General features: G+C 73.8%; 22 protein-coding genes. 13 read left to right on the forward strand and 9 right to left on the reverse strand.

Annotation, left to right across the window (positions count from 1 at the left end; all coding sequences use genetic code 11):
* The first annotated feature begins 293 nt into the window (after positions 1-293).
* Positions 294-710 carry a VOC family protein gene (locus DEJ22_RS06670; protein WP_111225885.1) on the forward strand — a complete coding sequence of 139 codons (417 nt, stop codon included), beginning with the start codon at positions 294-296 and terminating at the stop codon, positions 708-710.
* A gap of 96 nt (positions 711-806) precedes the next feature.
* Here the strand turns inward: DEJ22_RS06670 and DEJ22_RS06675 are convergent, their stop codons facing one another.
* From DEJ22_RS06675 to DEJ22_RS06685, 3 genes are all read right to left on the reverse strand, one after another.
* Positions 807-947 (reverse strand): hypothetical protein, encoded by a 141-nt coding sequence (locus tag DEJ22_RS06675; RefSeq protein ID WP_181430645.1) that lies wholly within the window; start codon positions 945-947, stop codon positions 807-809.
* 98 nt (positions 948-1,045) lie between these two features.
* Positions 1,046-1,966 (reverse strand): SDR family oxidoreductase, encoded by a 921-nt coding sequence (locus tag DEJ22_RS06680; protein WP_111225886.1) that lies wholly within the window; start codon positions 1,964-1,966, stop codon positions 1,046-1,048.
* Positions 1,963-3,186, reverse strand: coding sequence for a zinc-dependent alcohol dehydrogenase (locus tag DEJ22_RS06685; protein ID WP_111225887.1), 1,224 nt, complete (start codon positions 3,184-3,186; stop codon positions 1,963-1,965). The genes DEJ22_RS06680 and DEJ22_RS06685 overlap by 4 nt, the downstream gene beginning before the upstream one ends.
* 148 nt (positions 3,187-3,334) lie before the next feature.
* Here DEJ22_RS06685 and DEJ22_RS06690 point away from each other — a divergent pair, with 148 nt between their 5' ends.
* Both DEJ22_RS06690 and DEJ22_RS06695 read left to right on the forward strand, forming a co-directional pair.
* On the forward strand, positions 3,335-3,682 hold the full coding sequence (locus DEJ22_RS06690) for a DUF3140 domain-containing protein (RefSeq protein WP_111225888.1): 348 nt from the start codon (positions 3,335-3,337) through the stop codon (positions 3,680-3,682).
* Between the two features lie 37 nt (positions 3,683-3,719).
* Positions 3,720-3,929 (forward strand): hypothetical protein, encoded by a 210-nt coding sequence (locus DEJ22_RS06695; RefSeq protein ID WP_146241657.1) that lies wholly within the window; start codon positions 3,720-3,722, stop codon positions 3,927-3,929.
* 17 nt (positions 3,930-3,946) lie between these two features.
* Here the strand turns inward: DEJ22_RS06695 and DEJ22_RS06700 are convergent, their stop codons facing one another.
* The 4 genes from DEJ22_RS06700 to DEJ22_RS06715 form a co-directional block, all read right to left on the reverse strand.
* Positions 3,947-4,801: a glycoside hydrolase family 16 protein gene (locus DEJ22_RS06700; protein ID WP_111225890.1), complete on the reverse strand. Its 855-nt coding sequence runs from the start codon at positions 4,799-4,801 to the stop codon at positions 3,947-3,949.
* 118 nt (positions 4,802-4,919) lie between these two features.
* Positions 4,920-6,230, reverse strand: a complete 1,311-nt coding sequence (locus DEJ22_RS06705; RefSeq protein WP_111225891.1) for a PP2C family protein-serine/threonine phosphatase — start codon at positions 6,228-6,230, stop codon at positions 4,920-4,922.
* Positions 6,231-6,322: 92 nt separating this feature from the next.
* Positions 6,323-6,586: a hypothetical protein gene (locus DEJ22_RS06710; RefSeq protein WP_111225892.1), complete on the reverse strand. Its 264-nt coding sequence runs from the start codon at positions 6,584-6,586 to the stop codon at positions 6,323-6,325.
* A 51-nt stretch (positions 6,587-6,637) separates the two neighbouring features.
* Positions 6,638-7,258, reverse strand: coding sequence for a TetR/AcrR family transcriptional regulator (locus DEJ22_RS06715; RefSeq protein WP_111226379.1), 621 nt, complete (start codon positions 7,256-7,258; stop codon positions 6,638-6,640).
* Positions 7,259-7,431: 173 nt separating this feature from the next.
* Here DEJ22_RS06715 and DEJ22_RS06720 point away from each other — a divergent pair, with 173 nt between their 5' ends.
* The 9 genes from DEJ22_RS06720 (at position 7,432) to DEJ22_RS06760 (ending at position 17,149) form a co-directional block, all read left to right on the forward strand.
* Positions 7,432-7,854, forward strand: a complete 423-nt coding sequence (locus DEJ22_RS06720) for a hypothetical protein (RefSeq protein ID WP_349775160.1) — start codon at positions 7,432-7,434, stop codon at positions 7,852-7,854.
* Positions 7,855-7,907: 53 nt separating this feature from the next.
* Positions 7,908-8,870 carry an SDR family NAD(P)-dependent oxidoreductase gene (locus tag DEJ22_RS06725; RefSeq protein WP_111225894.1) on the forward strand — a complete coding sequence of 321 codons (963 nt, stop codon included), beginning with the start codon at positions 7,908-7,910 and terminating at the stop codon, positions 8,868-8,870.
* Between the two features lie 170 nt (positions 8,871-9,040).
* Positions 9,041-10,063 (forward strand): SLAC1 family transporter, encoded by a 1,023-nt coding sequence (locus DEJ22_RS06730; protein WP_111226380.1) that lies wholly within the window; start codon positions 9,041-9,043, stop codon positions 10,061-10,063.
* A 37-nt stretch (positions 10,064-10,100) separates the two neighbouring features.
* Positions 10,101-11,585: a reverse transcriptase family protein gene (locus tag DEJ22_RS06735; protein ID WP_111225895.1), complete on the forward strand. Its 1,485-nt coding sequence runs from the start codon at positions 10,101-10,103 to the stop codon at positions 11,583-11,585.
* Between the two features lie 102 nt (positions 11,586-11,687).
* Positions 11,688-12,656 (forward strand): helix-turn-helix domain-containing protein, encoded by a 969-nt coding sequence (locus DEJ22_RS06740; RefSeq protein WP_146241658.1) that lies wholly within the window; start codon positions 11,688-11,690, stop codon positions 12,654-12,656.
* Positions 12,657-12,732: 76 nt separating this feature from the next.
* A complete protein-coding gene (locus tag DEJ22_RS06745) occupies positions 12,733-12,984 on the forward strand; it encodes a DUF4287 domain-containing protein (RefSeq protein WP_111225897.1) in 252 nt (83 codons plus the stop codon).
* A gap of 92 nt (positions 12,985-13,076) precedes the next feature.
* The gene (locus DEJ22_RS06750; protein ID WP_111225898.1) at positions 13,077-14,087 is read left to right on the forward strand and encodes a putative endonuclease domain-containing protein; all 1,011 of its coding nucleotides are present in this window, start codon (positions 13,077-13,079) and stop codon (positions 14,085-14,087) included.
* A 138-nt stretch (positions 14,088-14,225) separates the two neighbouring features.
* A complete protein-coding gene (locus DEJ22_RS06755; RefSeq protein WP_111225899.1) occupies positions 14,226-15,563 on the forward strand; it encodes an alpha/beta fold hydrolase in 1,338 nt (445 codons plus the stop codon).
* Positions 15,560-17,149 (forward strand): GMC family oxidoreductase, encoded by a 1,590-nt coding sequence (locus tag DEJ22_RS06760; protein ID WP_111225900.1) that lies wholly within the window; start codon positions 15,560-15,562, stop codon positions 17,147-17,149. Before DEJ22_RS06755 ends, DEJ22_RS06760 begins: the two co-directional genes overlap by 4 nt.
* 79 nt (positions 17,150-17,228) lie before the next feature.
* Here the strand turns inward: DEJ22_RS06760 and DEJ22_RS06765 are convergent, their stop codons facing one another.
* Together DEJ22_RS06765 and DEJ22_RS06770 are read right to left on the reverse strand one after the other, a co-directional pair.
* Positions 17,229-17,810 (reverse strand): GIY-YIG nuclease family protein, encoded by a 582-nt coding sequence (locus DEJ22_RS06765; RefSeq protein WP_181430646.1) that lies wholly within the window; start codon positions 17,808-17,810, stop codon positions 17,229-17,231.
* Positions 17,811-17,867: 57 nt separating this feature from the next.
* A complete protein-coding gene (locus DEJ22_RS06770) occupies positions 17,868-18,713 on the reverse strand; it encodes a siderophore-interacting protein (RefSeq protein ID WP_111225902.1) in 846 nt (281 codons plus the stop codon).
* A gap of 56 nt (positions 18,714-18,769) precedes the next feature.
* Here DEJ22_RS06770 and DEJ22_RS06775 point away from each other — a divergent pair, with 56 nt between their 5' ends.
* Positions 18,770-19,492, forward strand: coding sequence for a biliverdin-producing heme oxygenase (locus DEJ22_RS06775; protein WP_111225903.1), 723 nt, complete (start codon positions 18,770-18,772; stop codon positions 19,490-19,492).
* Positions 19,493-19,663 lie beyond the last annotated feature (171 nt).

Below are 19,663 nucleotides of genomic sequence, written 5' to 3' on the forward strand. Positions count from 1 at the left end.
GTCCCCTGCACGAGCGGGTTCGACCGGTGGCGGTGCGGTCTCGAGCACGGCCACACCGGCCTGCACACCGCGGTGGAGATCGGCGCGTCCACCTCGTGGAACGACGCGGCCTCGGGGCGGAGCCTCCGGGACGTCTGAGCGGCGGCGCGCGCGGGCCGACCGAGCGCGGGGTACTGCTGAGCTGCGCCGGCCGTTCCTGCTGGCCCGTCCCTGAGCCTTCCGCCGGGCACGCCGGATCTGTCATCATCGTGCCGACGCGGCCGCAGGTGTCCGCGCGACCCGAAGGAGCACCCGTGTCCGTCTTCCTCAACCCCTACCTCGGCTTCCGCGACCAGGCGCGTGCGGCGCTGGACTTCTACCACGGGGTGCTCGGCGGTGAGCTCACGACCATGACCTTCGCCGAGGGCGGCATGGCGCAGGACCCGGCGGACGCCGACAAGATCATGCACGGGCAGATCCGGACGCCGGCCGGGCTGCTGCTCATGGCGTCGGACGCCCCCGCGTCGATGCCGACCCCGACGGAGAGCAACATCTCCGTCTCGCTCAGCGGCGACGACGAGGACCTGCTGACGAGCTGCTGGAACGGGCTCGCCGACGGGGCCACCGTCATCGAGCCGCTCACCCGCGCCCCCTGGGGCGACACGTTCGGGATGCTCACCGACCGGTTCGGGGTCACCTGGTTGGTGAACATCACCGGCCGCCCCTCCTGACCGGCGGACTCGACCGACGAACGGACGGGAGGCGCGGTGCCAGCTGGCACCGCGCCTCCCGTCGATCAGCGCTCGATGGTCAGCGCTCGCCGTCGGTCAGCGCTCGCCGTTGATCTGGCCGAGCCAGCGCCCGAACGTGGGTTCCTGCTGGTCATCGTGCAGCGCGTGCAGCGTGGTGGTCGGGACGCAGCGACGCTCGGTGTCGACGCCGTTCCCCTCGTGGAGGTCGAGGCTCATGGTGTGCTCCTTCGCAGGTGTGTGGGTGGTTCGACGCCGGAGCGCGGGCCGGCATTCCCGAGGGGTGCCGGGATGTCCGGTCCGCGCTCCCGGTGCGGTCAGGGGGTGACCATGCCGCCGTTCACGTTGAGCGTCTCGCCGGCGACGAAGCTCGACTCCTGCGAGGCGAGGAACACGTAGGCCGGCGCGAGTTCGGCGGGCTGGGCGGCACGGCCCATCGGTGACTCGCTGCTGCCGAACTCGGGCAACGACTCCGGGTCGACCCCACCGCTCGGCTGGAGGACGGTCCAGGTCGGTCCCGGCGCGACGACGTTCACGCGGATCCCGCGCTCGACGAGCAGTTGCGACAACCCCTTCGAGAAGTTGTTGATCGCACCCTTCGACGCGGCGTAGTCGAGCCGATCGGGTGCGGGCTGGTAGGCCTCCATCGACGCCGTCGTCGTGATCGTCGAGCCCGGCTGCAGGTGCGGCAGCGCGGCCTTCACGAGACGGAAGAGCCCGAACACGTTGACGTCGAAGGTCGCCTCGAACTGGTCGTCCGTGATGTCGAGCAGGTCCGGCTGCCAACGCTGTTTGCCGGCGACGCTCACGAGCGCGTCGATGCCGCCGAGCTCCGCGACCGCCCGCTCGACGAGCTGTCCGGCGTACGCCTTGTCACGGAGGTCACCGGGGACCGCGACGGCCCTCCGCCCGGTGGCCTCGACCTGCTCGATGACGTGGTCGGCGTCGGACTGCTCCTCGGGCAGGTAGGCGAGGACGACGTCGGCACCTTCGCGGGCGAAGGCGACCGCGACGGCCGCGCCGATGCCCGAGTCCGCTCCGGTGATGAGCGCCTTCCGGCCCTCGAGCCGCCCGGTGCCCCGGTAGCTGGACTCGCCGAGGTCGGGGAGCGGGGTCATCTGCGACTGCAGGCCCGGCTCGTCTTGTGTCTGCGGCTCGGGGGAGACGTCCGGGTACCGGCTGCGCGGGTCCGCGAAGGCGTACTGGTCGGTGGGCGCGGCGTGGTCGGCGGCGCTCATCGGGCGGCCTCCAGCTCGACCTTGACCCAGCCGGGCTCGCGACGGTCGAAGGCTTCGTACGCCTCGATCGCGGAGCCGATCGGCTCGTGCTCGGTGATCAGCGCGGTCGGGTCGAACTGCCCGGACGCGACCAGGTCGATGAGCGGCGGGGTGACCGAGTGGTGGTCGCAGTTGCCCATCCGGATCGTCAGGTTCTTGTTCATCGCCTGACCGATCGGGTAGCGCTCGGCGGTCGGACCGTAGACGCCGATGATGCCGATGCGTCCGTACTTCGCGACCGACGCGACCGCCCACTGCGCGACCTGCGACGGGCCGTCGCCCGGCTTCCACTGCTGCTCCTCGCCGAACCCGTCCGGCGAGGCGTCAGGAGCGACCTGCTGCACCTCGGCGTCGAACTGTTCGGCCTGCTCGTCCGACACCGCCGCGGGCCCCTGCTTCGGGCGCTCCGCATCGACGCCGACGGCGTCGATCACGGCATCCGCGCCGATGCCGTTCGTCAGGTCCATGATCGCCTGCACCGGGTCCTCGCGGTTGTAGTCGACCACCTCGCAGTGCTGCGCGAGCGCGGCGGCGAGACGGGTCTCCTCGCCGTCCACGACGATCACGCGGGCCGCGCCGAGCTTGTAGGCCGAGGCAGCGGCGAACTGTCCGACGATGCCGGCACCGAACACGACGACGACGTCGCCTCGGCTGACTCCCGCGAGCTCCGCCCCGAACCAGCCGGTCGGGAAGATGTCGGAGAGCAGGATCGCCTGCTCGTCGCTGACGTTCTCCGGCAGCGGGTGCATGGTGTTCCGCGCGTACGGCACGCGGACGTACTCGGCCTGCAGACCGTTCACCGGTCCGGTCGACTGCGGGCCGCCGAAGAAGCTCGTGCCGGCCTGCGGACCGTTCGGGTTGGCGACGTCGCACTGCGCGGTCTTGCCCATGCGGCAGTACCGGCAGGCGCCGCACGAGATCGTCGAGTTGATCACGACGCGGTCGCCGGCGCTGAAGCCGCGGACGGCGTCGCCGATCTCGGTGACGACGCCGACGGCCTCGTGGCCGAGGATCGTGCCCGCTTCCATCGGCGCCATCGTGCCGCGGACGAAGTGCAGGTCCGTCCCGCAGATCGCACTGCGGGTGATGCGGACGATCGCGTCCTCCGGGTGCTGGATGGTGGGCTCCGGGACCTCGTCGAGGCGGATGTCCCCGATGCCGTGCCAGACCACTGCGCGCATGTCGCTCTCACTTCCTGTCGTGGGTGTTCGGGGGACACACAACCCGCCGCGGGCTGGACGGAGGTGGAGCGGCGTCCGCTGTGCGCACCGGAACGGGGGACATGTGCCCCTGCGGCGACGCTCAGGTCCCGCGCGTTCGCTGACGCGCATGAGCAACGACCACGACCAGCACGACGAGCAGCAGACGCGCGACGACTTCGGCGACGCCGTCAACATGACGGCGTCGGAGCTCAAGCGGTGGCTCGACACCGACGAGTCGAAGGCGGTGGGGCAGAAGTCCGACGGCGGCGGCGAGTCGACCGGCCACGAGAGCGGTCGTCACATCGTCCGCATCCTCGAGAAGAAGCAGGGCGACCACACCGCCGACGACTACGCCCACATGCGCAAGGTCGTCGGCTACGTCGCCCGGCACTCGAAGCAGGAACCGAAGGGCGACTCGCACGACTCGAGGTGGCGGTACTCGCTCATGAACTGGGGCCACGACCCCGAGAAGTGACGGCGGGCCTGCGCTCTGCGTCGGGCAGAATGGGATCGTGGACGACTCCGGCATGCCCCGCTTCCGTCGCGTCTGGTCGACGATCCAGGTCGGCGTGCTCGCTGCGGCCGTCGTGTTCTGCGTCGTGATGCTCGTCATCGGCCAGGGCGAGCTCGACCGCGTGTACGCGGTCGCCGCGGTCTTCTTCGGGCTGGCGCTGGTCGGGCACGCGACGTACCTCTGGCTGCTGGCGCGCGCTCGACGCTGAGCAGCGGACGTCGGTCGTCAGGACTGCTGCCAGACCCGCACCCAGTCGACGAGCATCTGCTGCGGGAACCGCGTGGTCGCGTCCGGTGACCCGGGCCACGTCCCGCCCACGGCGACGTTGAGCAGTACGAAGAACGGCTTGTCGAAGACCCACGGTGACGAGCCCACGTCGGCGCGGGTGACGGTGCGCTGCGCGATCCCGTCGACGAGCCAGGTGACGGAGCCCGGACGCCAGTCGACACCGAAGACGTGGTACGCGTCCGCCCATGCGGCGCCGTTCGGCAGGGTCGCTGCCGCGGACAGTCCGTTCGCCCCCGAGTACCCGGGTCCGTGCATCGTGCCGTGGACGGTACCCGGCTCGAAGCCGACGTTCTCCATCACGTCGATCTCGCCGCACGCAGGCCAGCCGACCTGTCCGATGTCCGCGCCGAGCATCCAGAACGCGGGCCAGATGCCCTGCCCGCGGGGGATCCGGATGCGGGCCTCGACGCGGCCGTACTGGGCCGTGAAGGTGCCCTCGGTCTTCAGGCGCGCGGAGGTGTACGAACCGTCGGCCTCGCGCCGGGCGGTGATGACGAGGTTGCCGGCGCCGTCCAGCGCGCTGTTGCGACGCGAGTCGGTGTAGGTCTGCTGCTCGGCGTTGCCCCAGCCACCGGCACCCGTGTCGAAGCGCCAGATGCCGGGGTTCGGTGCGGTGCCGGCGGCGCCGTCGAACTCGTCGGCGGCGAGCAGCACGGCCCCGGACGTCGCGGCGCTCGCGGGTGCCGCCTGGAGCGCGGTGCCGACCGTGGCGGCGACGGCCGCCCCGCCGACGCCGAGGGTCAGGAACCGGCGGCGGTCGAGGGGGAGCGACGGGTCGTGGTCGGGTGCCATGGTGGTCTTCCTGCGCGGGGGCGCCCCGACGGTGGACGGGACACACGATCATGACCCGTGCTGCACGCGGCCGCCAGTCCCCCGTTCGCAGGACGAGCACCGACCCCGGCGACCGTCGTCAGGGCAGGTAGGCGACGCAGAGCACCGTGACGTCGTCGGGGTGCTCGCCGGCGTGGGCGAGGTCGGCGATGCCGTCGACGATCTGCTGCGGGTGGGCGCGTTCGGCCACCCAGGTCTCGAACCGGTCGAGCGAGTCGAGGTCGCCGCCGAACAGGTCGAGCACGCCGTCGCTCACCGCCACGACCACGTCACCGGCCTCGAGGAAGGTGTCCTCCGCGGTCCAGCTCGTGCCGACGCCGATCGGCAGGTGCCCGGACCGCAGCGCGCGGACGGTGCCGTCGGCGCTCCGCAGGAGGGTCAGTCCGTGCCCGGCATCCACCCACCGCGCGTGGCCGTCACGGTCGACGCGGACGTGGAAGCACGTGGTGAACTGCCCGCTCGTCAGGTCGGACGCTCCCGTCGCCAGCCCGGTCGCCGCGCGGCGGACCGCAACGGCGGGGTCGGTCTCGTCGACCGTGCTGCGGATCAGCGAGCGCACGGCAGCGGCGATCATCCCGGCGCCCACACCCTTGCCCATCACGTCACCGAGCGTGAACGCCGCGCCGCCCGGGGTGGCGAACCAGTCGTAGAAGTCCCCACCGACGGTCCGCGCTGGGATGCAGACGCCCACTGCCCGGAGTTCGGACGGCAGCCCGGTCGCGCTGGTCGGGAGGAGGGACTGCTGCACCAGGGCGGCGCGGTCGATCTCGCCCTCGGCCACCCGTCGGCGTCGCTGCACGGCGGCGAGCTGGAGGTTCGCCTGGCGTGCGAGTTCGTTCGTGACGGCGGCCATCGCTCCGAAGACGACCACGACCGTGAACAGCCTGACGAACTCGCTGCCCTGGGCGTGCGTCGGGGCGATCAGGTACGGCAGCATGAGCGTGCCGGCCGTGCCCAGCACCGGCCAGAGGATGTTCCACCGACCGGGGTTCGCGGCGACCCAGATCAGGGGCAGCGCGACGATCGTGGTGAAGACCGACCGGCTGTCCCCGGTGCCGTACCGGAGCAGGCCGACCGCGAAGAAGTCGATGGCCGGGATGAGCAGCTCCACGCGCAGCACGGCGGGCCACCGAGTCGCGACGGCAGCGAAGACGAGGCCGGCGATCGCGATGCCCACCCCGGTCCACATCCAGGGGGCGTCGGTCACGAGCAGCCAGGGCGAGAACGCGCTCCCGATGGCCGCGCCGACGATCAATGCCGCGATGAGCGTCTGCTTCGCCAGCGGCGCCCACGAGTTCCTGAGGCCGGCGAGCACGATGGGCCCCGTGTCGTCGCGGACGGTGGTCGTCCACGTCCTCGCCGACGACGGGCGGTCGGCGGTGCTCGTCACACCGTCGAGTCAACCCCGCAGCACCGCGGGCGGGCAACCCCACTCCGGGGGCCGGGCGTGTTGAGGCGCGCTCAGTGGATCGTCGTGCGCTGTCAGGATCCCAGTCGGAACGCCAGCGGGACGAGCAGACCGGCGACCCAGACGAGCACCGTCACGAGTGCTCCGACGGCGAGCCACCGCCGTCGGCGGCGGAGTCTCGGACTGCGGTCCTCGCCCCACATCTGTGCTCGGACGAGCGTCCGGTTCGCCTGCTCGACGACGCGGCGGACCTCAGGGTCGTCGAGCGGCAGCGCCCCGGAGCGGGCGTGCTCGGCGATCGCCGTCGCCTCCGCGACCGTCAGCTCGTCCTTCGGCATGCGCCCATCGTCGCACCTCGGCCCCGTGCGCCGGAAGGTCCTGCGTGTGGCTCACCCGGCGCGCGGTGCGGCGAGGCGTCGGACCTCGGTGGTGAGGACGTCGACCGCCCAGGCGGTGTCCGCGTCGGCGGGAGCGTGCACGAGGTGGAGGGCCAGGCCGTCGACGAGGGCGTGCAGGCGTGCGGCGTCGGTCGCCGTACCGCTGCCGACGCGGTCGTCCGTCACCGCGGTCGTCCGTGCGAGGGAGAGGAGGGCGGCGCACGCGTCGCTGAGCAGCGCGTGCGCGTCGTCGTACGCCGCCCGGACAGCGTCGTCGGTGAGCGCGAGCGAGCCGAGCGTCACCCACACCTCCGCCTCGGTCCGTCGCTCGAGGTCGAGCGGGAGCAGTTCCCGGAGGCAGCGGACCACGAACTCCACGGGGTCGTCGCCCGGCCCGCGCGCGGCGTGCAGGGCGTCGAGCCGACGCTGCACGTGCTCGAACACCCGCCGGAGGCACGCCACCCGCAGTGCGTCCTGCGTCGGGAAGGCCCGTCGGAGCGAGGCCGTCGCGATCCCGGCCTCCTCGGCGACGTTCCGGACGGAGAGCGCGGCGAGACCGTCGCGCGAGAGGACTCGCCAGGCTGCCTCGCCGATCTCGCGGTCGCGTTCGTCGTGGTCGATGAGCCGGGGCACGTGCCGATCGTACACATCTGTACTAGCATGCGCCTTGTGAACACAGTCGTACTCGAAACGAGGTCCCCGTCCTGATCGCCGTCATCATCGCCTGTGAGGTCGGCTTCTGGGTCGCCGTCGTCGGGGGCCTCGCGCTGCGCTACGTCGCCCGATGCCCCCGTGCCGGCGCGCTCGTGCTCGCGCTCGCGCCCGTCATCGACGCGGTGCTCCTCGCCGTCACGGCCCTCGACCTGGCGCAGGGCGGGCGTGCCGACTGGATGCACGGGCTCGCCGCGCTGTACATCGGGGTCTCGCTCGCGTACGGGAAGCGCATGGTCGCCTGGGCCGACGCCCGCTTCGCGCACCGGCGGGACGGGCGGCCGCTCCCGGCGCGACCGACCGGATGGGCGTACACCCGCGCATGCTGGGCGGACGTGCTGCGGACCCTCCTCGCCGTCGCGATCGCCGCGGCGGTCGTCGGTGCCTTCCTGTTGGCGTTCGGCACGGGGGCGCGGACCGAGGCGCTGGTCGGTTGGCTCCCGGTCCTCGGCGTCGTGCTCGGGATCGAGCTGCTCTGGGCGGTCAGCTACACGGTGTGGCCGCGCCGCGCCCGCTGAGGGGGACGGGCGCCTGGACGGCACCGCAGCCGCCGCCGGGTAGCAACGCAGGCATGACCAAACGGTTCCGCGGGAAGATCGTCGTCGTCACGGGAGCATCGAGCGGCATCGGGAGGGCCGCCGCGCACGAGTTCGCCCGGCAGGGCGCCACCCTCGTGCTCGCCGCACGCGGGCAGGGATCGCTGGAGGCGGCCGCCCGGGAGTGCCGCGAGCTCGGTGCCGAGGCGATCGCCGTCCCGACCGACGTCGCCGACGAGCACGCCGTCCGCGACCTCGTCGCCACCACGACCACGCGGTACGGCCGCATCGACGTCTTCGTCGGCAACGCGGCGCTGTTCGTCTACGGCCTCTTCGAGCAGACCCCGACGAAGGCGTTCAAGCGCGTCGTCGACACCAACCTGTACGGGCACCTGAACGCGGTGACCGCCCTCCTGCCGCACTGGAAGCAGCGGGGGAAGGGCACCTACGTGCTGGTCGGCTCGATCCAGTCGCTGCTGTCGGCGCCGTACCAGTCGGCCTACGTGACGAGCAAGCACGCGGCACTCGGCCTGGTCGACGTCCTCGGCGACGAGTACGAGGGTACCGGGATCCACTTCACCGCCCTGCTGCCGTCGACGATCGACACGCCGATCTACCAGAACGGCGCCAACTACACGGGCAAGACCTCGCACCCGTTGCCGCCCACGGTGTCGGTCGAGCGCGCTGGGAAGGCCGTCGTGCGAGCGGCGCTGCACCCCAAGCGCTACCGGTTCGTCGGTCGCATCCAGGCGTCGCTCGTGCCGCTGCAGTACGTGTTCCCGGGGCTGTTCCACAAGATCACGAAGCCGATGGTCGAGACCTTCGCGCTCCGCGGCGAGGGCGTGCCGAGCGACGGCAACCTGTACGAGCCCGCCGACGCGCACAACGCCACCGACGGCGGCTGGGTGGCGAAGCGTCGCCGGGTGACCCGACCGCTCGTGTGGGCGGGCATCGCCGCGGTGGTCGGCACGGTCGTGCTCGGCCGCTCGCGACGCTGAGGCGCCCACCTGCCGGACGGGAGGCGCGGTGCGGGCACGCACCGCGCCTCCCGTCGGCCTGCCCGCTGCCGGCGGACGAGGACCACCTCGACGCCGCGGGCGAGGACGGCGGACGCCCGGCCGGCACGACGCGCGACCGACCTCCGACCACCGGGGAGAATGGGACCGTCATGCCACGCCCCACCTCGCGCATCCCGCTCAACACCCTCGCCGTCCCGTTCGGGCTCGCCGGTTTCGCCGAGGCCTGGACCGTCGCGTCTCCGGTCCTGCGGCTGCCCGGCCTGGTCCCGCAGGTCCTCTGGGCGGTCGCGGGACTCGCCTGGCTGTGGCTGGTCGGCGCCCACGTGCTGCGCGGCGCACGGGTCCGCGAGCGGCTCGTCGACCAGCTCCGGCACCCGGCACAGGGGCCGCTCGCCGCACTCGTCCCCGCGAGCGCGATGCTGCTCGGCGTCGACCTCGCCCGCTCCGCGCCCCTCGCCGGTGCGGTCGTCGTGCTCGCGTCGGTGGCGGTCGCCGCGGGCTTCGCCGGCTGGCTCCTCAGCACCTGGTTCGAGGGTCGCCTCGCGCTGGAGTCGGTCCACGGTGGGTACCTCCTGCCCACCGTCGCTGCCGCGCTCGTCGCCGCGGTGGCCACGCACGAGGTCGGGGTCGGGTGGCTGTCCTGGGCGTGCTTCGGGGTCGGCGTGTTCTTCTGGGGCGTGATGACCGGACTCCTGCTCATCCGGCTCGCGTTCCGCCCCGCCCTGCCCGGGCCCCTCGTCCCGACCATGACGATCCTCGTCGCGCCCCCCGCCGTGGCCACGGTCGCCCTGTTCGCCCTCACCGACGACGCCGTGACCCTGCCCGTGCAGGCGGTCGCCGGGCTCGGCGGGCTCCTGGTGCTCGTGCAGGTCGCGCTGCTCCCGCGGTACGTCCGACTCCGGTTCTCACTCGGGTTCTGGTCCTTCGTGTTCCCGGCCGCCGCGGTGACGACCGCGACGGTCGAGTGGCTCCGCGTGCTCGACCTGCCCGGCGCCCCGGTCACGGTGGCCGTCGTCCTCACCCTGCTCAGCGTGCTCGTCGCCGTGGTCGGCGCGCGGTCGATCGGCCTGGCCGTCCGGCACCTCCTCGGACAGGCGGAGCAGGTCCTGCACGCCGCCGACGACCAGGACGCGGCCCCGGGCCCCGTGACGGGCGCGACGCGGGCGGTCTGACCGACGGCCGGTCGGTCGGTCGTCGTAGGGTGACCGCGTGGAGTTCCCGGGGGAGGCGGCCGACGCGCGCGACGCGTCGACCTCTCCGGGGTCACCCCGGGGCACGCGGGACCAGCACCACGACACGCCCCGAGCGGGACGGCGCGCTCCGCGCGCGACGCCGCACGGAGGCACCGACGGGTCCTCCGGGAACCCCACGCCCCTCGACGTCGTCGCCACGGCGCTCGCCGACGCCTTCCTGGCCGCCGACGGGTGGACACCGGACGACCTGACCGCGGCCGGGTACGCCGTCGTCGGGATCGAGCGCGCCTTCGTGGGTCTGGCGGTCGCCACCGCCCTCGACTCCCACCCTCGGCCGCCGGTCGACGCCCCGCGTCAGCTCGGCCGCGTGCTCGCCGCAGCCCCGCGGCTCGTCGAACTGCACCGGTCACGTGCGGAGCGCCGACCGGTCCGGGTGCTCGCCCGACGCGCCACCCCCGTCCGGTCCCGGGCCGTCACCGACGGCCCGCTGCTCGTCGACACGCTGCCGGAACTCGCCCGCGCCCTCGACGTCACCCTCGGACGACTGCTCTGGCTCGCCGACACCCGAGCCTGGAACCGGCAGGCACACCCCGACAGCCCGCTCCACCACTTCCGGCACGAGTGGGTCGAGCGACCGGGCCGTGTTCCGCGGTTGCTCGAGAAGCCGATGGACCTGCTCCGCCGGACCCAGCGCAGGATCCTCGACGGACTCCTCGTGACGCTGCCCGTGCACGACGCCGTCCACGGCTTCGTACACGACCGGAGCGTCGTCACCGGGGCCGCACTGCACACCGGCCAGCAGATCGTGCTGACCGCCGACCTCACCTCGTTCTTCGCGACCGTGACGGCGCCGAACGTGTACGGCGTCTTCCGGTCTGCCGGGTACGCCGAGCCGCTCGCCCACGTCCTGACCGGGCTCTGCACGCACCGGGTCCCGCCGCACGTGCTCACCAGGATGCCCCCGGGAGGTCGACCGGAGGAACGCGCCGCGCTCCGCGAGGCGCTCGCCGCGGCACACCTGCCCCAGGGCGCCCCGTCCTCGCCGGCACTGGCGAACACGGCTCTCCGCCACCTCGACGCCCGGCTCGCCGGGTGGGCCGCCGCGAGCGAAGCCCGGTACAGCCGGTACGCGGACGACCTGACCTTCAGCGGCGGCGACCGGCTCGCGGCCCGGCCGGACGCCTTCCTGCGCGGGGTCGGACGGATCGTCGCCGACCAGGGGTACCGGCTCAACCCGCACAAGACCCGCGCCAGGCGGCGCGGAACCCGTCAGTCCGTCACCGGCGTGGTCGTCAACGACCGCACCTCGCCCGGTCGGCGCGAGGTCGACCGGTTGCACGCGATCCTCCACAACGCGGCCGAACACGGGCCGGCGTCGCAGGACCGAGCCGGGCACCCCGACTTCCGTGCCCACCTGCTCGGCCGCATCGGTTGGGTCGAACAGGTGCACCCGGGTCGCGCGCGACGGCTCCGCGAGGAGTTCGCCCGCATCCGGTGGTGACGCCGCCGCCCAGGGGCGTTCCGCGGCCCCACGCCCCCGACCGCCCGGGGGGAGCTGTCCGGAAAGCGCGCTCGGCGTCCCGCAGGCTGAGACGATGCGTCCGTGACTCTGGAGGCACCTCGGTCGGGACGCTCGACGTTCCGCCGCTTCCGCGTGGAGGAGAGCAGCGCGGACCACGGTGACGAGCTCGACGCTGCGTACGGCACGAGCGGGGGTGTCGCAGGCGGGGTCGAGCGCTTCCGGTACCTCGGGGCAGGGGATGCCGAGGTGTCGGTGCGCCGCGCGGAGGTGCAGGGGACACGGTCCGGTGTGATGCAACCGCGTGCCGAGCACGTCGTCTTCTGGACGGGTGACGGCACAGCGACGATGCAGGACCTCGAGGACGGTGCCACGGTTGTGGTGGAGCCGGGCGTCCCGACGTTCGTCTCGGCCTCGCGCCGGTACGGCTTCACGGCCGACGTGCGCACGATCACGCTCCTCCACCTCTCCGACGGTGTGGTGCGGCGGGCGCTCCTGCGTCGCGACCACCTGCCCGTCGGGCCCGTGGTCCTCGCGATGCAGCCCGGCGACGAACCTGCCCGTGCCGCGCTGCGCCGGGTGATCCGGTCCCACGGACCCCGACTCATGGACGTGACGCTCGACGACGCCGCCCGGCAGGCGGTGAACGCCGACGTCGCCGATGCGGTCGTCGCGGCGTTCCCGGTCGTCCGGCACGAGACCCGGCCCGAGCGCGGGTCCGCTGCCCGCGCCGCCGAGTGGATCCGTGCGAACGCCGACCAGCCCGTCACACTGCGCGACATCGCCGACGCGGTCGGCATCAGTGAGCGCGGACTGCAGAACGCCATGCACCGCCGCTTCGCCGAATCGCCGATGGCACGGCTGCGTGCGGAACGTCTCGAGGGCGCTCGCCGCGATCTCGAGGCCCCGGAGGCGGACGACACGGTGGCGGAGGTCGCCCGCCGGTGGCAGTGGTCCCACCTCGGGCGCTTCGCCGCCGCCTACGCGGATCGGTTCGGGGAACAGCCCAGCGGGACACTCCGGCGGGGCCGGCACGGCGTCCCGCGGCGGTGACCCCCCCGGGAGTGCGGACGACCGGGCCCAGGGTGCCCCTGGTGTGGGACGTCCCCGGACGGCTACCGTGTCGCCCATGACGTCACACCGTGTGACCGCGCCGGAACCGCCGTCCGACGGGTCGAGGCCGAAGGGGCCCGCCTCGTACTTCCCGAGCATCGAGAAGACGTACGGGCGCCCCGTGCAGGACTGGCTCGACGTGGTCGCGGACCGGCTCGCCGACCACCGCCACTCGGAGGTGGTCGCGTGGCTGCAGGCTGAGCACGGGTTCGGTCACGGGCACGCGAACGCCGTCGTCGCGCACGTCCGCAAGGCGCTCGGGTCCTGACCGCGGGCGACGCGCCCCGCGTCTCGAGCCCTCCTCGACCACGACGCCGACCGACCTGCGCCCTTGTCGGTGGTCCTGCCTAGCGTGACGGCGTGGTCGAACCGGTCGATGCGTGGTGGCGGCGGCGCCAGTGGTCGCGAGGGACGGCGGTGCCCTACCCCGTCGGTGCGTTCCGGTCGGCCTGGGCGTCGTACCCGGTGCTCATCCGGCAGTACCACCCGGAGTGGAACCACGGTGTCGTGCTGACGCAGGTGCCGCCGGCGGCCGAGGTCCTGCTGACGTGGGAGTGCGACGTGGGACACGTCTTCGTGGCGACGCCCGCCGAGCAGCGGTCCCGTCCGGGCCGCGAGCGGCGACGGTCGGTGTGGTGCCCCGAGTGCCAGCTGCAGGCGACGCCGCAGCGCTGGCCGGTGCTCCCCGAGGACTGGCCCGCGACGGTGCCCGTGCCCCAGCGGGTCGAGCGGGTGCGCGGGCGGCAGACGCTCCCGGCGGCTCCCGCGCGTGGTGCGCCCCCTGCGGCCGGTGGCGCGCTCGCGGGCGGGCGGGCCACCGGCGGCCTCCCGACAGGCGCGGTGGCGTCGTCACGCGCTCGGTCCGCCCGTCCCCGGTCCGGACGCGTCGCGCAACCGGTGCCCCGGTCGATCTGCACGAAGACGCCTCGGCTGCCGTCGGGGGAGTCCTTCACCAGTGTGTGCGCCCCCGCGACGGCTTCCGCGGTCGAGGCCGACCTGCGCCAGGCGCTGCAGGAGCGCTTCGCGTTCACCTTCGCCCACACGGCGATCCGGCTCGACCGGCCCTTCTTCGACCACGTCGAGGCATGGCCGGACATCGTGCTCCCCGAGCTCCGCGTGGCGATCGAGTACGACAGCACCGGCCGGCACGGCCTGGAGCACGTCGGTCCGAGGCAGGAGACCGACCGACGCAAGGACCGAGCGGTGCGAGCGATCGGGTGGGAGGTCGTCCGGATCCGCACCGGCCGACTGCCCGCACTCGGGCCGTACGACCTCGAGGTCTCCGGGCTCTCCGGGCGCACCCTCGACCGGCTCGTCGACACCCTGCGTGACCTCCGCGGCGCGCTGTTCGTCGACGCCTACGCGCGCTGACGCCGCACCCGGCGCGTCCGTGCTGCTGGCGGGGGACGAGCACCCTGTCTCCTGACCGCGCCCCCGGGACGCGAACGGGGTACAGGACCGGGGTACGGGAGCCTGGGTCCCGCGCGATCCGGACGGTAGGAACGAAGGATGACAGCGACCGCCTTCTGCCTGCACGCGCTGGGTTCGAGCTCGGAGGAGTTCGCGTTGCTGCGCTCGGAACTCGCCGGTGACCTCGACCTCGTCGGCATCGACCTGCCGGGCTTCGGTCGGAGCCCGGCGTCCGGCGGGACCACCGTCGAGGAGATGGCCGTGCTGGTCGAGCGCGCCATCGGTGCGAGCGGCGCCACCGAGTGGGCGCTCATCGGTCACTCGATGGGCGGCAAGGTCGCCACCGTGGTGGCGGACCGCACGGTCTCCGGCGCGAACGGCCTCTTCGGTCTGCGCGCCGTCGTGCTCCTCGCGGCCTCGCCGCTCGCACCGGAACCGATGGCCGAGGAGCGTCGGACGGCGATGCTCGCCTGGGCCGAGGACGGAGCGGTCGGACCGCACCACGCGGCCGAGTTCGTCGACGCGAACACCGCCGAGGTGCTGCCGCCCGACCGGTACGAGCAGGCCGTGCAGGACGTGCAGCGCACGGACCCGCGAGCGTGGCGCGACTGGCTGCTGCGCGGCAGCCGTGAGGACTGGTCCACCACCGCGGAGCCGAACCCCGTCCCCGCACTCGTGCTCGCCGGCGCCGAGGACGGCGACCTCGCCGCGGACGCCCAGCGACGCCTCACCCTGCCGCACTGGTCCGCCGCCGAGCTCCACGAAGTCGCAGGCGCGGCTCATCTGCTGCCCTGGGAGCGCCCGGTCGAGGTCGCCGCGCTCGTCCGGGGCTTCTGGGCGCGCCGCATCGCGCACGGCCCCGTCGTCCCCGCGGGCAACGCCCGCGTGATCGCGTCACCGCGAGTGAGCGCCCGGACGCGCGGGGTGCTCGCCGTCCGCGCGCTGGCGGACGACCCCGCAGCCACCCCCGGCGCCCTGAGCCCGCGGCAGCTCGACACCCTGCGCGCCGTCGCCCGCATCGTCGTGCCCCAGCCGGGCGAGCGCGAGGTCGACCTCGCCCTCCGCGTCGACACGCAGCTCGCGGCCGGCCGGGGGGACGGCTGGCGTGGCGACGGCATGCCGACCGACCTCGAGGCCTACCGCGGTGCGCTCGACGCGCTCGCCCGGGTCACCGAGGCCGACCTGCCCGCCGTGTTCGAGGACGTCGCGGCCGGCCGGTACCGCGCGGACGGCCCGCTCGACGCGGACCAGCTCCGGACGTGGGCCGAGGACGCGAGCGTCGACCTGGTGAAGCAGTGGCTCGCGCACCCCGCCACCATGTCCGAGATCGACTACGACGGCTTCGCCAACGGTGGCGACGGCGTCCGCAAGCAGGGCTTCCAGCTGCTCGGTGCCGGGCAACGGGAAGCGTGGGAACCCGAGGGAGCAGGACGATGAGACTCGACGGACAGCGGCGTTACCAGGACGACGAGGTCGTCGACGTGGTCGTGGTGGGGACGGGGGCCGGGGGCGCCCCGCTCCTGGCCCGGCTCGCCCGCGAGGGCCTCACCGCCGTGGCCTTCGAGGCCGGGCGGAACACCGAGCCCGGGGAGCACCTGCCGGACGAGGTCGAGGCACCCGCGGACATCAACTGGATGGACGAGCGCATCAGCGGCGGTTCGGCCCCGACCGCGTTCGGTCCGAACAACAGCGGCACCGGGGTCGGCGGGTCGACCCTGCACTGGGGTGCCTTCACGCCGCGCCCGAGCGTCCACGACCTGCGCCTGCGCACCGAGAGCGGGCAGGGCGAGGACTGGCCGATCGACCACGCCGAGCTCACCGCGTACATCGAGCGCGTCGAGCACGAGGTCGGCGTCGCCGGGCCGGCGCACTACCCGTGGGACCCCGACCGGCGGTACCGGATGGGCCCGCCGGCGCGGAACGCGTCGTCGGACATGATGATGCGCGGCACCGCAGCGCTCGGCATCACGGCCACCGACGCCCCGGTCGCGCTGACCACCGAGGACCGCGTGCAGGAGCACCACGGCCTCCGGCAGGCGTGCGTGTCGTGCGGGTCCTGCCACCAGGGCTGCCGCAACGGGTCGAAGGTGTCGATGGACACCACGTACCTGCCGGCGGCGGTCGCGTTCGGCGCCGAGATCCGCCCCGAGTCGTTCGTGCACGGCATCGAGCTCGACGCGGCCGGCGCGGTCTGCGCGGTCCTCTACACGCGCGACGGTCGTCAGCGTCGCCAGCGGTGCCGGTCGCTCGTGCTCGCCGCCGGCGGAGTCGAGACGCCGCGCCTGCTGCTGCACACCGGCCTCGCGAACAGCAGCGGTCAGGTCGGCCGGAACTTCACGGCCCACGGGGCCACACAGGTGTGGGCGACGTTCGACGAGTCGATGCGCTCGTACCGGGGCTACCCGTCGTCGATCATCACCGAGGACTTCGTCCGTCCGGCCGACGCCGACTTCGCCGGTGGCTACCTGATCCAGAGCCTCGGGGTCCAGCCGCTGACCTTCGCGACGACGCTCGTCCGCGGCGGGGGCCTGCGCGGCGCCGAACTCGTCAGGGCGATGCGCGACTACCCGCGCGCGGCCGGGGTCGGCATCAACGCCGAGTGCCTGCCGTACGACGACAACCGCCTCGTGCTCGCCGACGAGCTCGACGAGCACGGGGTGCCACGGGCCCGGGTGACGTTCTCGACGGGTGCCAACGAGGACGCGATCCGCGCCCACGCGGTCCGCACGATGACCGCGATCGTCGAAGCCGCCGGCGGCACCGACGTCCGGGTGCTCGAGCGCACCGCGCACACGATCGGCACCGCGCGCGCGGGCGCCGACGCCGGGTCGTCCGTCGTCGATCCGGCGGGTCGGTCGTGGGACGTCCCGAACCTGTGGATCTGCGACAACTCGGTCTTCCCGAGCGCCGTCATCGCGAACCCCGCGCTGACGATCATGGCGCTGTCGCTGCGGACCGCCGACCGGTTCCTCCGTGACGACCCGGCAGCGGACCGGCAGCCCCTGGCGGCAGCTGCGGTCTGACATCGGCGCTGCCCGGTCCGGCCGCGCAGCGTCTGCCCCGCCGTGACCGGGCGTCCTCGTGGCCCCTGGCCGGCGTGGTTCAGCCGCGCAGGGCCAGGGCCTCGCTCGTCCACCGGGCGTGCAGCGCCCACGGGTCCTCGACCCCGGCGGCCACCGACGTGACGTGGTCCAGCAGCGCCGGGGTCGTCCGGAACCACTCGGTGCCCGGGTAGCGGGTCGCGGCGAAGGTCGCGTGCCGTCGTCGCTCGAGCCGTCGGTCGCCGCGTTCGAACGCCAGCAGCTCCTGGTGCGGGACGGCGGCGAGCCGCTGGCGGGGGTTCGCGGTCGTGCCGATCTTCACCCGGTCGCCGAAGTCGTCGCGCTGCCGCAGGTAGTACACGACGTCGACGCGCGGCGGCGGCAGCTCGCCGTCCGGTACCTCGCCCCACCGCCACTCACAGGTCCCGCAGAGCGTCGCGCTCGGCCACCGGACGCCCGTGCGCGAGCCGCACACGGGGCACGGGCCGGGCAGCGCGTCCTCGACGCCGGCGTGCTCGGCCGCGGTGTCCGCGACGAGCACGACGTGACCGGCGCAGAGCGGCAGCACGGCGGCGAAGTCCGCGGCGGAGGCAGCACCGCAGCCCGGGACGCAGCAGGGGGGAGCGGGGGGTGTGGTGACCACGTCGCGGACGTTAGCGGGCACCACCGACGTGGCCCGTGCCTCCCGGCCGCGCAGCGGTCAGTCCGCGAAGACGGCCCCGACCGGCTCGCGCTTCTCCTCCTGGAACCGGTCCTCGGTGCGGCCGAGCGCCCAGTACGCGGACAGCGACAGCTCCGCCCGCTCGAGTCCCCAGTCGTCCTGCAGGACCCGTCGGACCGCCTTGACGGCGGTCCGCTCCCCGTGTGCGAAGACCTGCACCGGCCGGGAGGCGCGGGGCAGGGCACGGGTCGCCTCGAGCAGCAGGGTGCCCGGCTCGGCGCCGGTGGCGTCGCGGTGCAGCCACCGCAGGTCCACCCCGGCCGGGTGCACGATCGGCTGCTCGTCCGCGGCACCGCCGACCTCGACGAGCGCGACGCCGGTCGCGTCGGCGGGCATCGCCTCCAGGGCGGCACCGATCGCCGGCAGGGCGCTGTCGTCGCCGAGCAGCACGTGGGTCACGGCGGGGTCCGGCGACGGGGCGTAGCCGCCGCCGGGGCCGGACAGCGCGAGGAGGTCGCCCGGGCGGGCGGCGGCGGCCCACGGCCCGGCCAGCCCCTCGTCGCCGTGCACGACGAAGTCGATCGCGATCGTGCCGGCGGCGTGGTCGACCCGACGGACGGTGTAGGTGCGGCGTGCGGGACGCTCGTGCTTCGGCAGGGTCTCCCGCAGCGCCTCGAGGTCGTACGGCGGGGTGAGGCCGCTCGACGCCGGTGCCAGCAGGAGCTTGACGTACCGGTCGGTCGCGGCGAGACGGTCCGGGTCGGCGTCGTCGAGGAAGTCGCGGAAGGCCGGGCCGCCGAGGTGGACACGCACCATGTGCGGGCTGATGCGCTCCGTGCGGTCGACGACGAACACGTGCTGGGTGCGCTTGGGATTCGGGCTCATGGTGGACTTCCTGTTCCGGTGCTTGACCTTCCAGCTACTGAGGTTAGCCTTACCTCATGAGCCCGACCGTGACGCCGTTCTCCGAGCTGCTGCGCCGACGCTCTCGTGCGGGTGCCGGACCTGGTGCCACGGACGTCGCGCTCGCGGGCGGCGCCGTCACCTGGTCGGGCGGTGCGCACGACCTGCTGGCGGGGGAGTGCGACGTCGCCGACTACGCCGACCTCCTCGGACAGTACGCGGTCGTGTACGACGCACTCGAACGCGCCGCCGAGCGGATGGCGGACCACCCGGTCGCGGCACCGTTCGTGACGACCCAGCTGACCCGCATGCCGGCCATCCGGGCCGACCTCGAGTACCTCGTCGGGCCGGACTGGTCCGAGCTCTGCTGTCCGACCGCGGCCACCACCGCCTACGTCCGCCGGCTCAACGAGGTCGCCGCGACCTCGCCCGGCGGCTTCGTCGCACACCACTACACGCGGTACCTCGGCGACCTGACCGGCGGTCCCACCCTCGCCCGGCTGCTCGAGGAGCGGTTCGGCTTCGACACGAACGGCGTGCTCTTCACAATCTTCGACCAGGTCGCCGACCCCTCGGCCTTCGAGGACACCTACCGGGCGCAGCTCGACGCCGCCCCGTGGTCCGCGGCCGAGCGCGAGGCTGTGCTCGCCGAGGTCGACCTCGCCGCGGGCCTGGACCGGGCGCTCGTGGCCGCCCTGCGTCCGCCGGTGGCCGTCGCCACGACCGCTCGCGGCAGCGCGGTGCACCCCGTGCCCGCCTGATCCGGCCCAGACCCGCCGGGGTCACGGCGTGCGACGCGACCGCAGGGGTGCTCCCGCGCCGCGTCGTGGTCCCGGCGACCACCCGACGACGGACGGCCGTGCACGCCACCGCCCGCTCGGCCGTGCAGCGGGCGGTGCCGATCCCTGCGCGCGGTCGGTCCGTCCGGACGG

It is taken from the genome of Curtobacterium sp. MCSS17_007 (genome assembly GCF_003234175.2).
Classification (GTDB): domain Bacteria; phylum Actinomycetota; class Actinomycetes; order Actinomycetales; family Microbacteriaceae; genus Curtobacterium.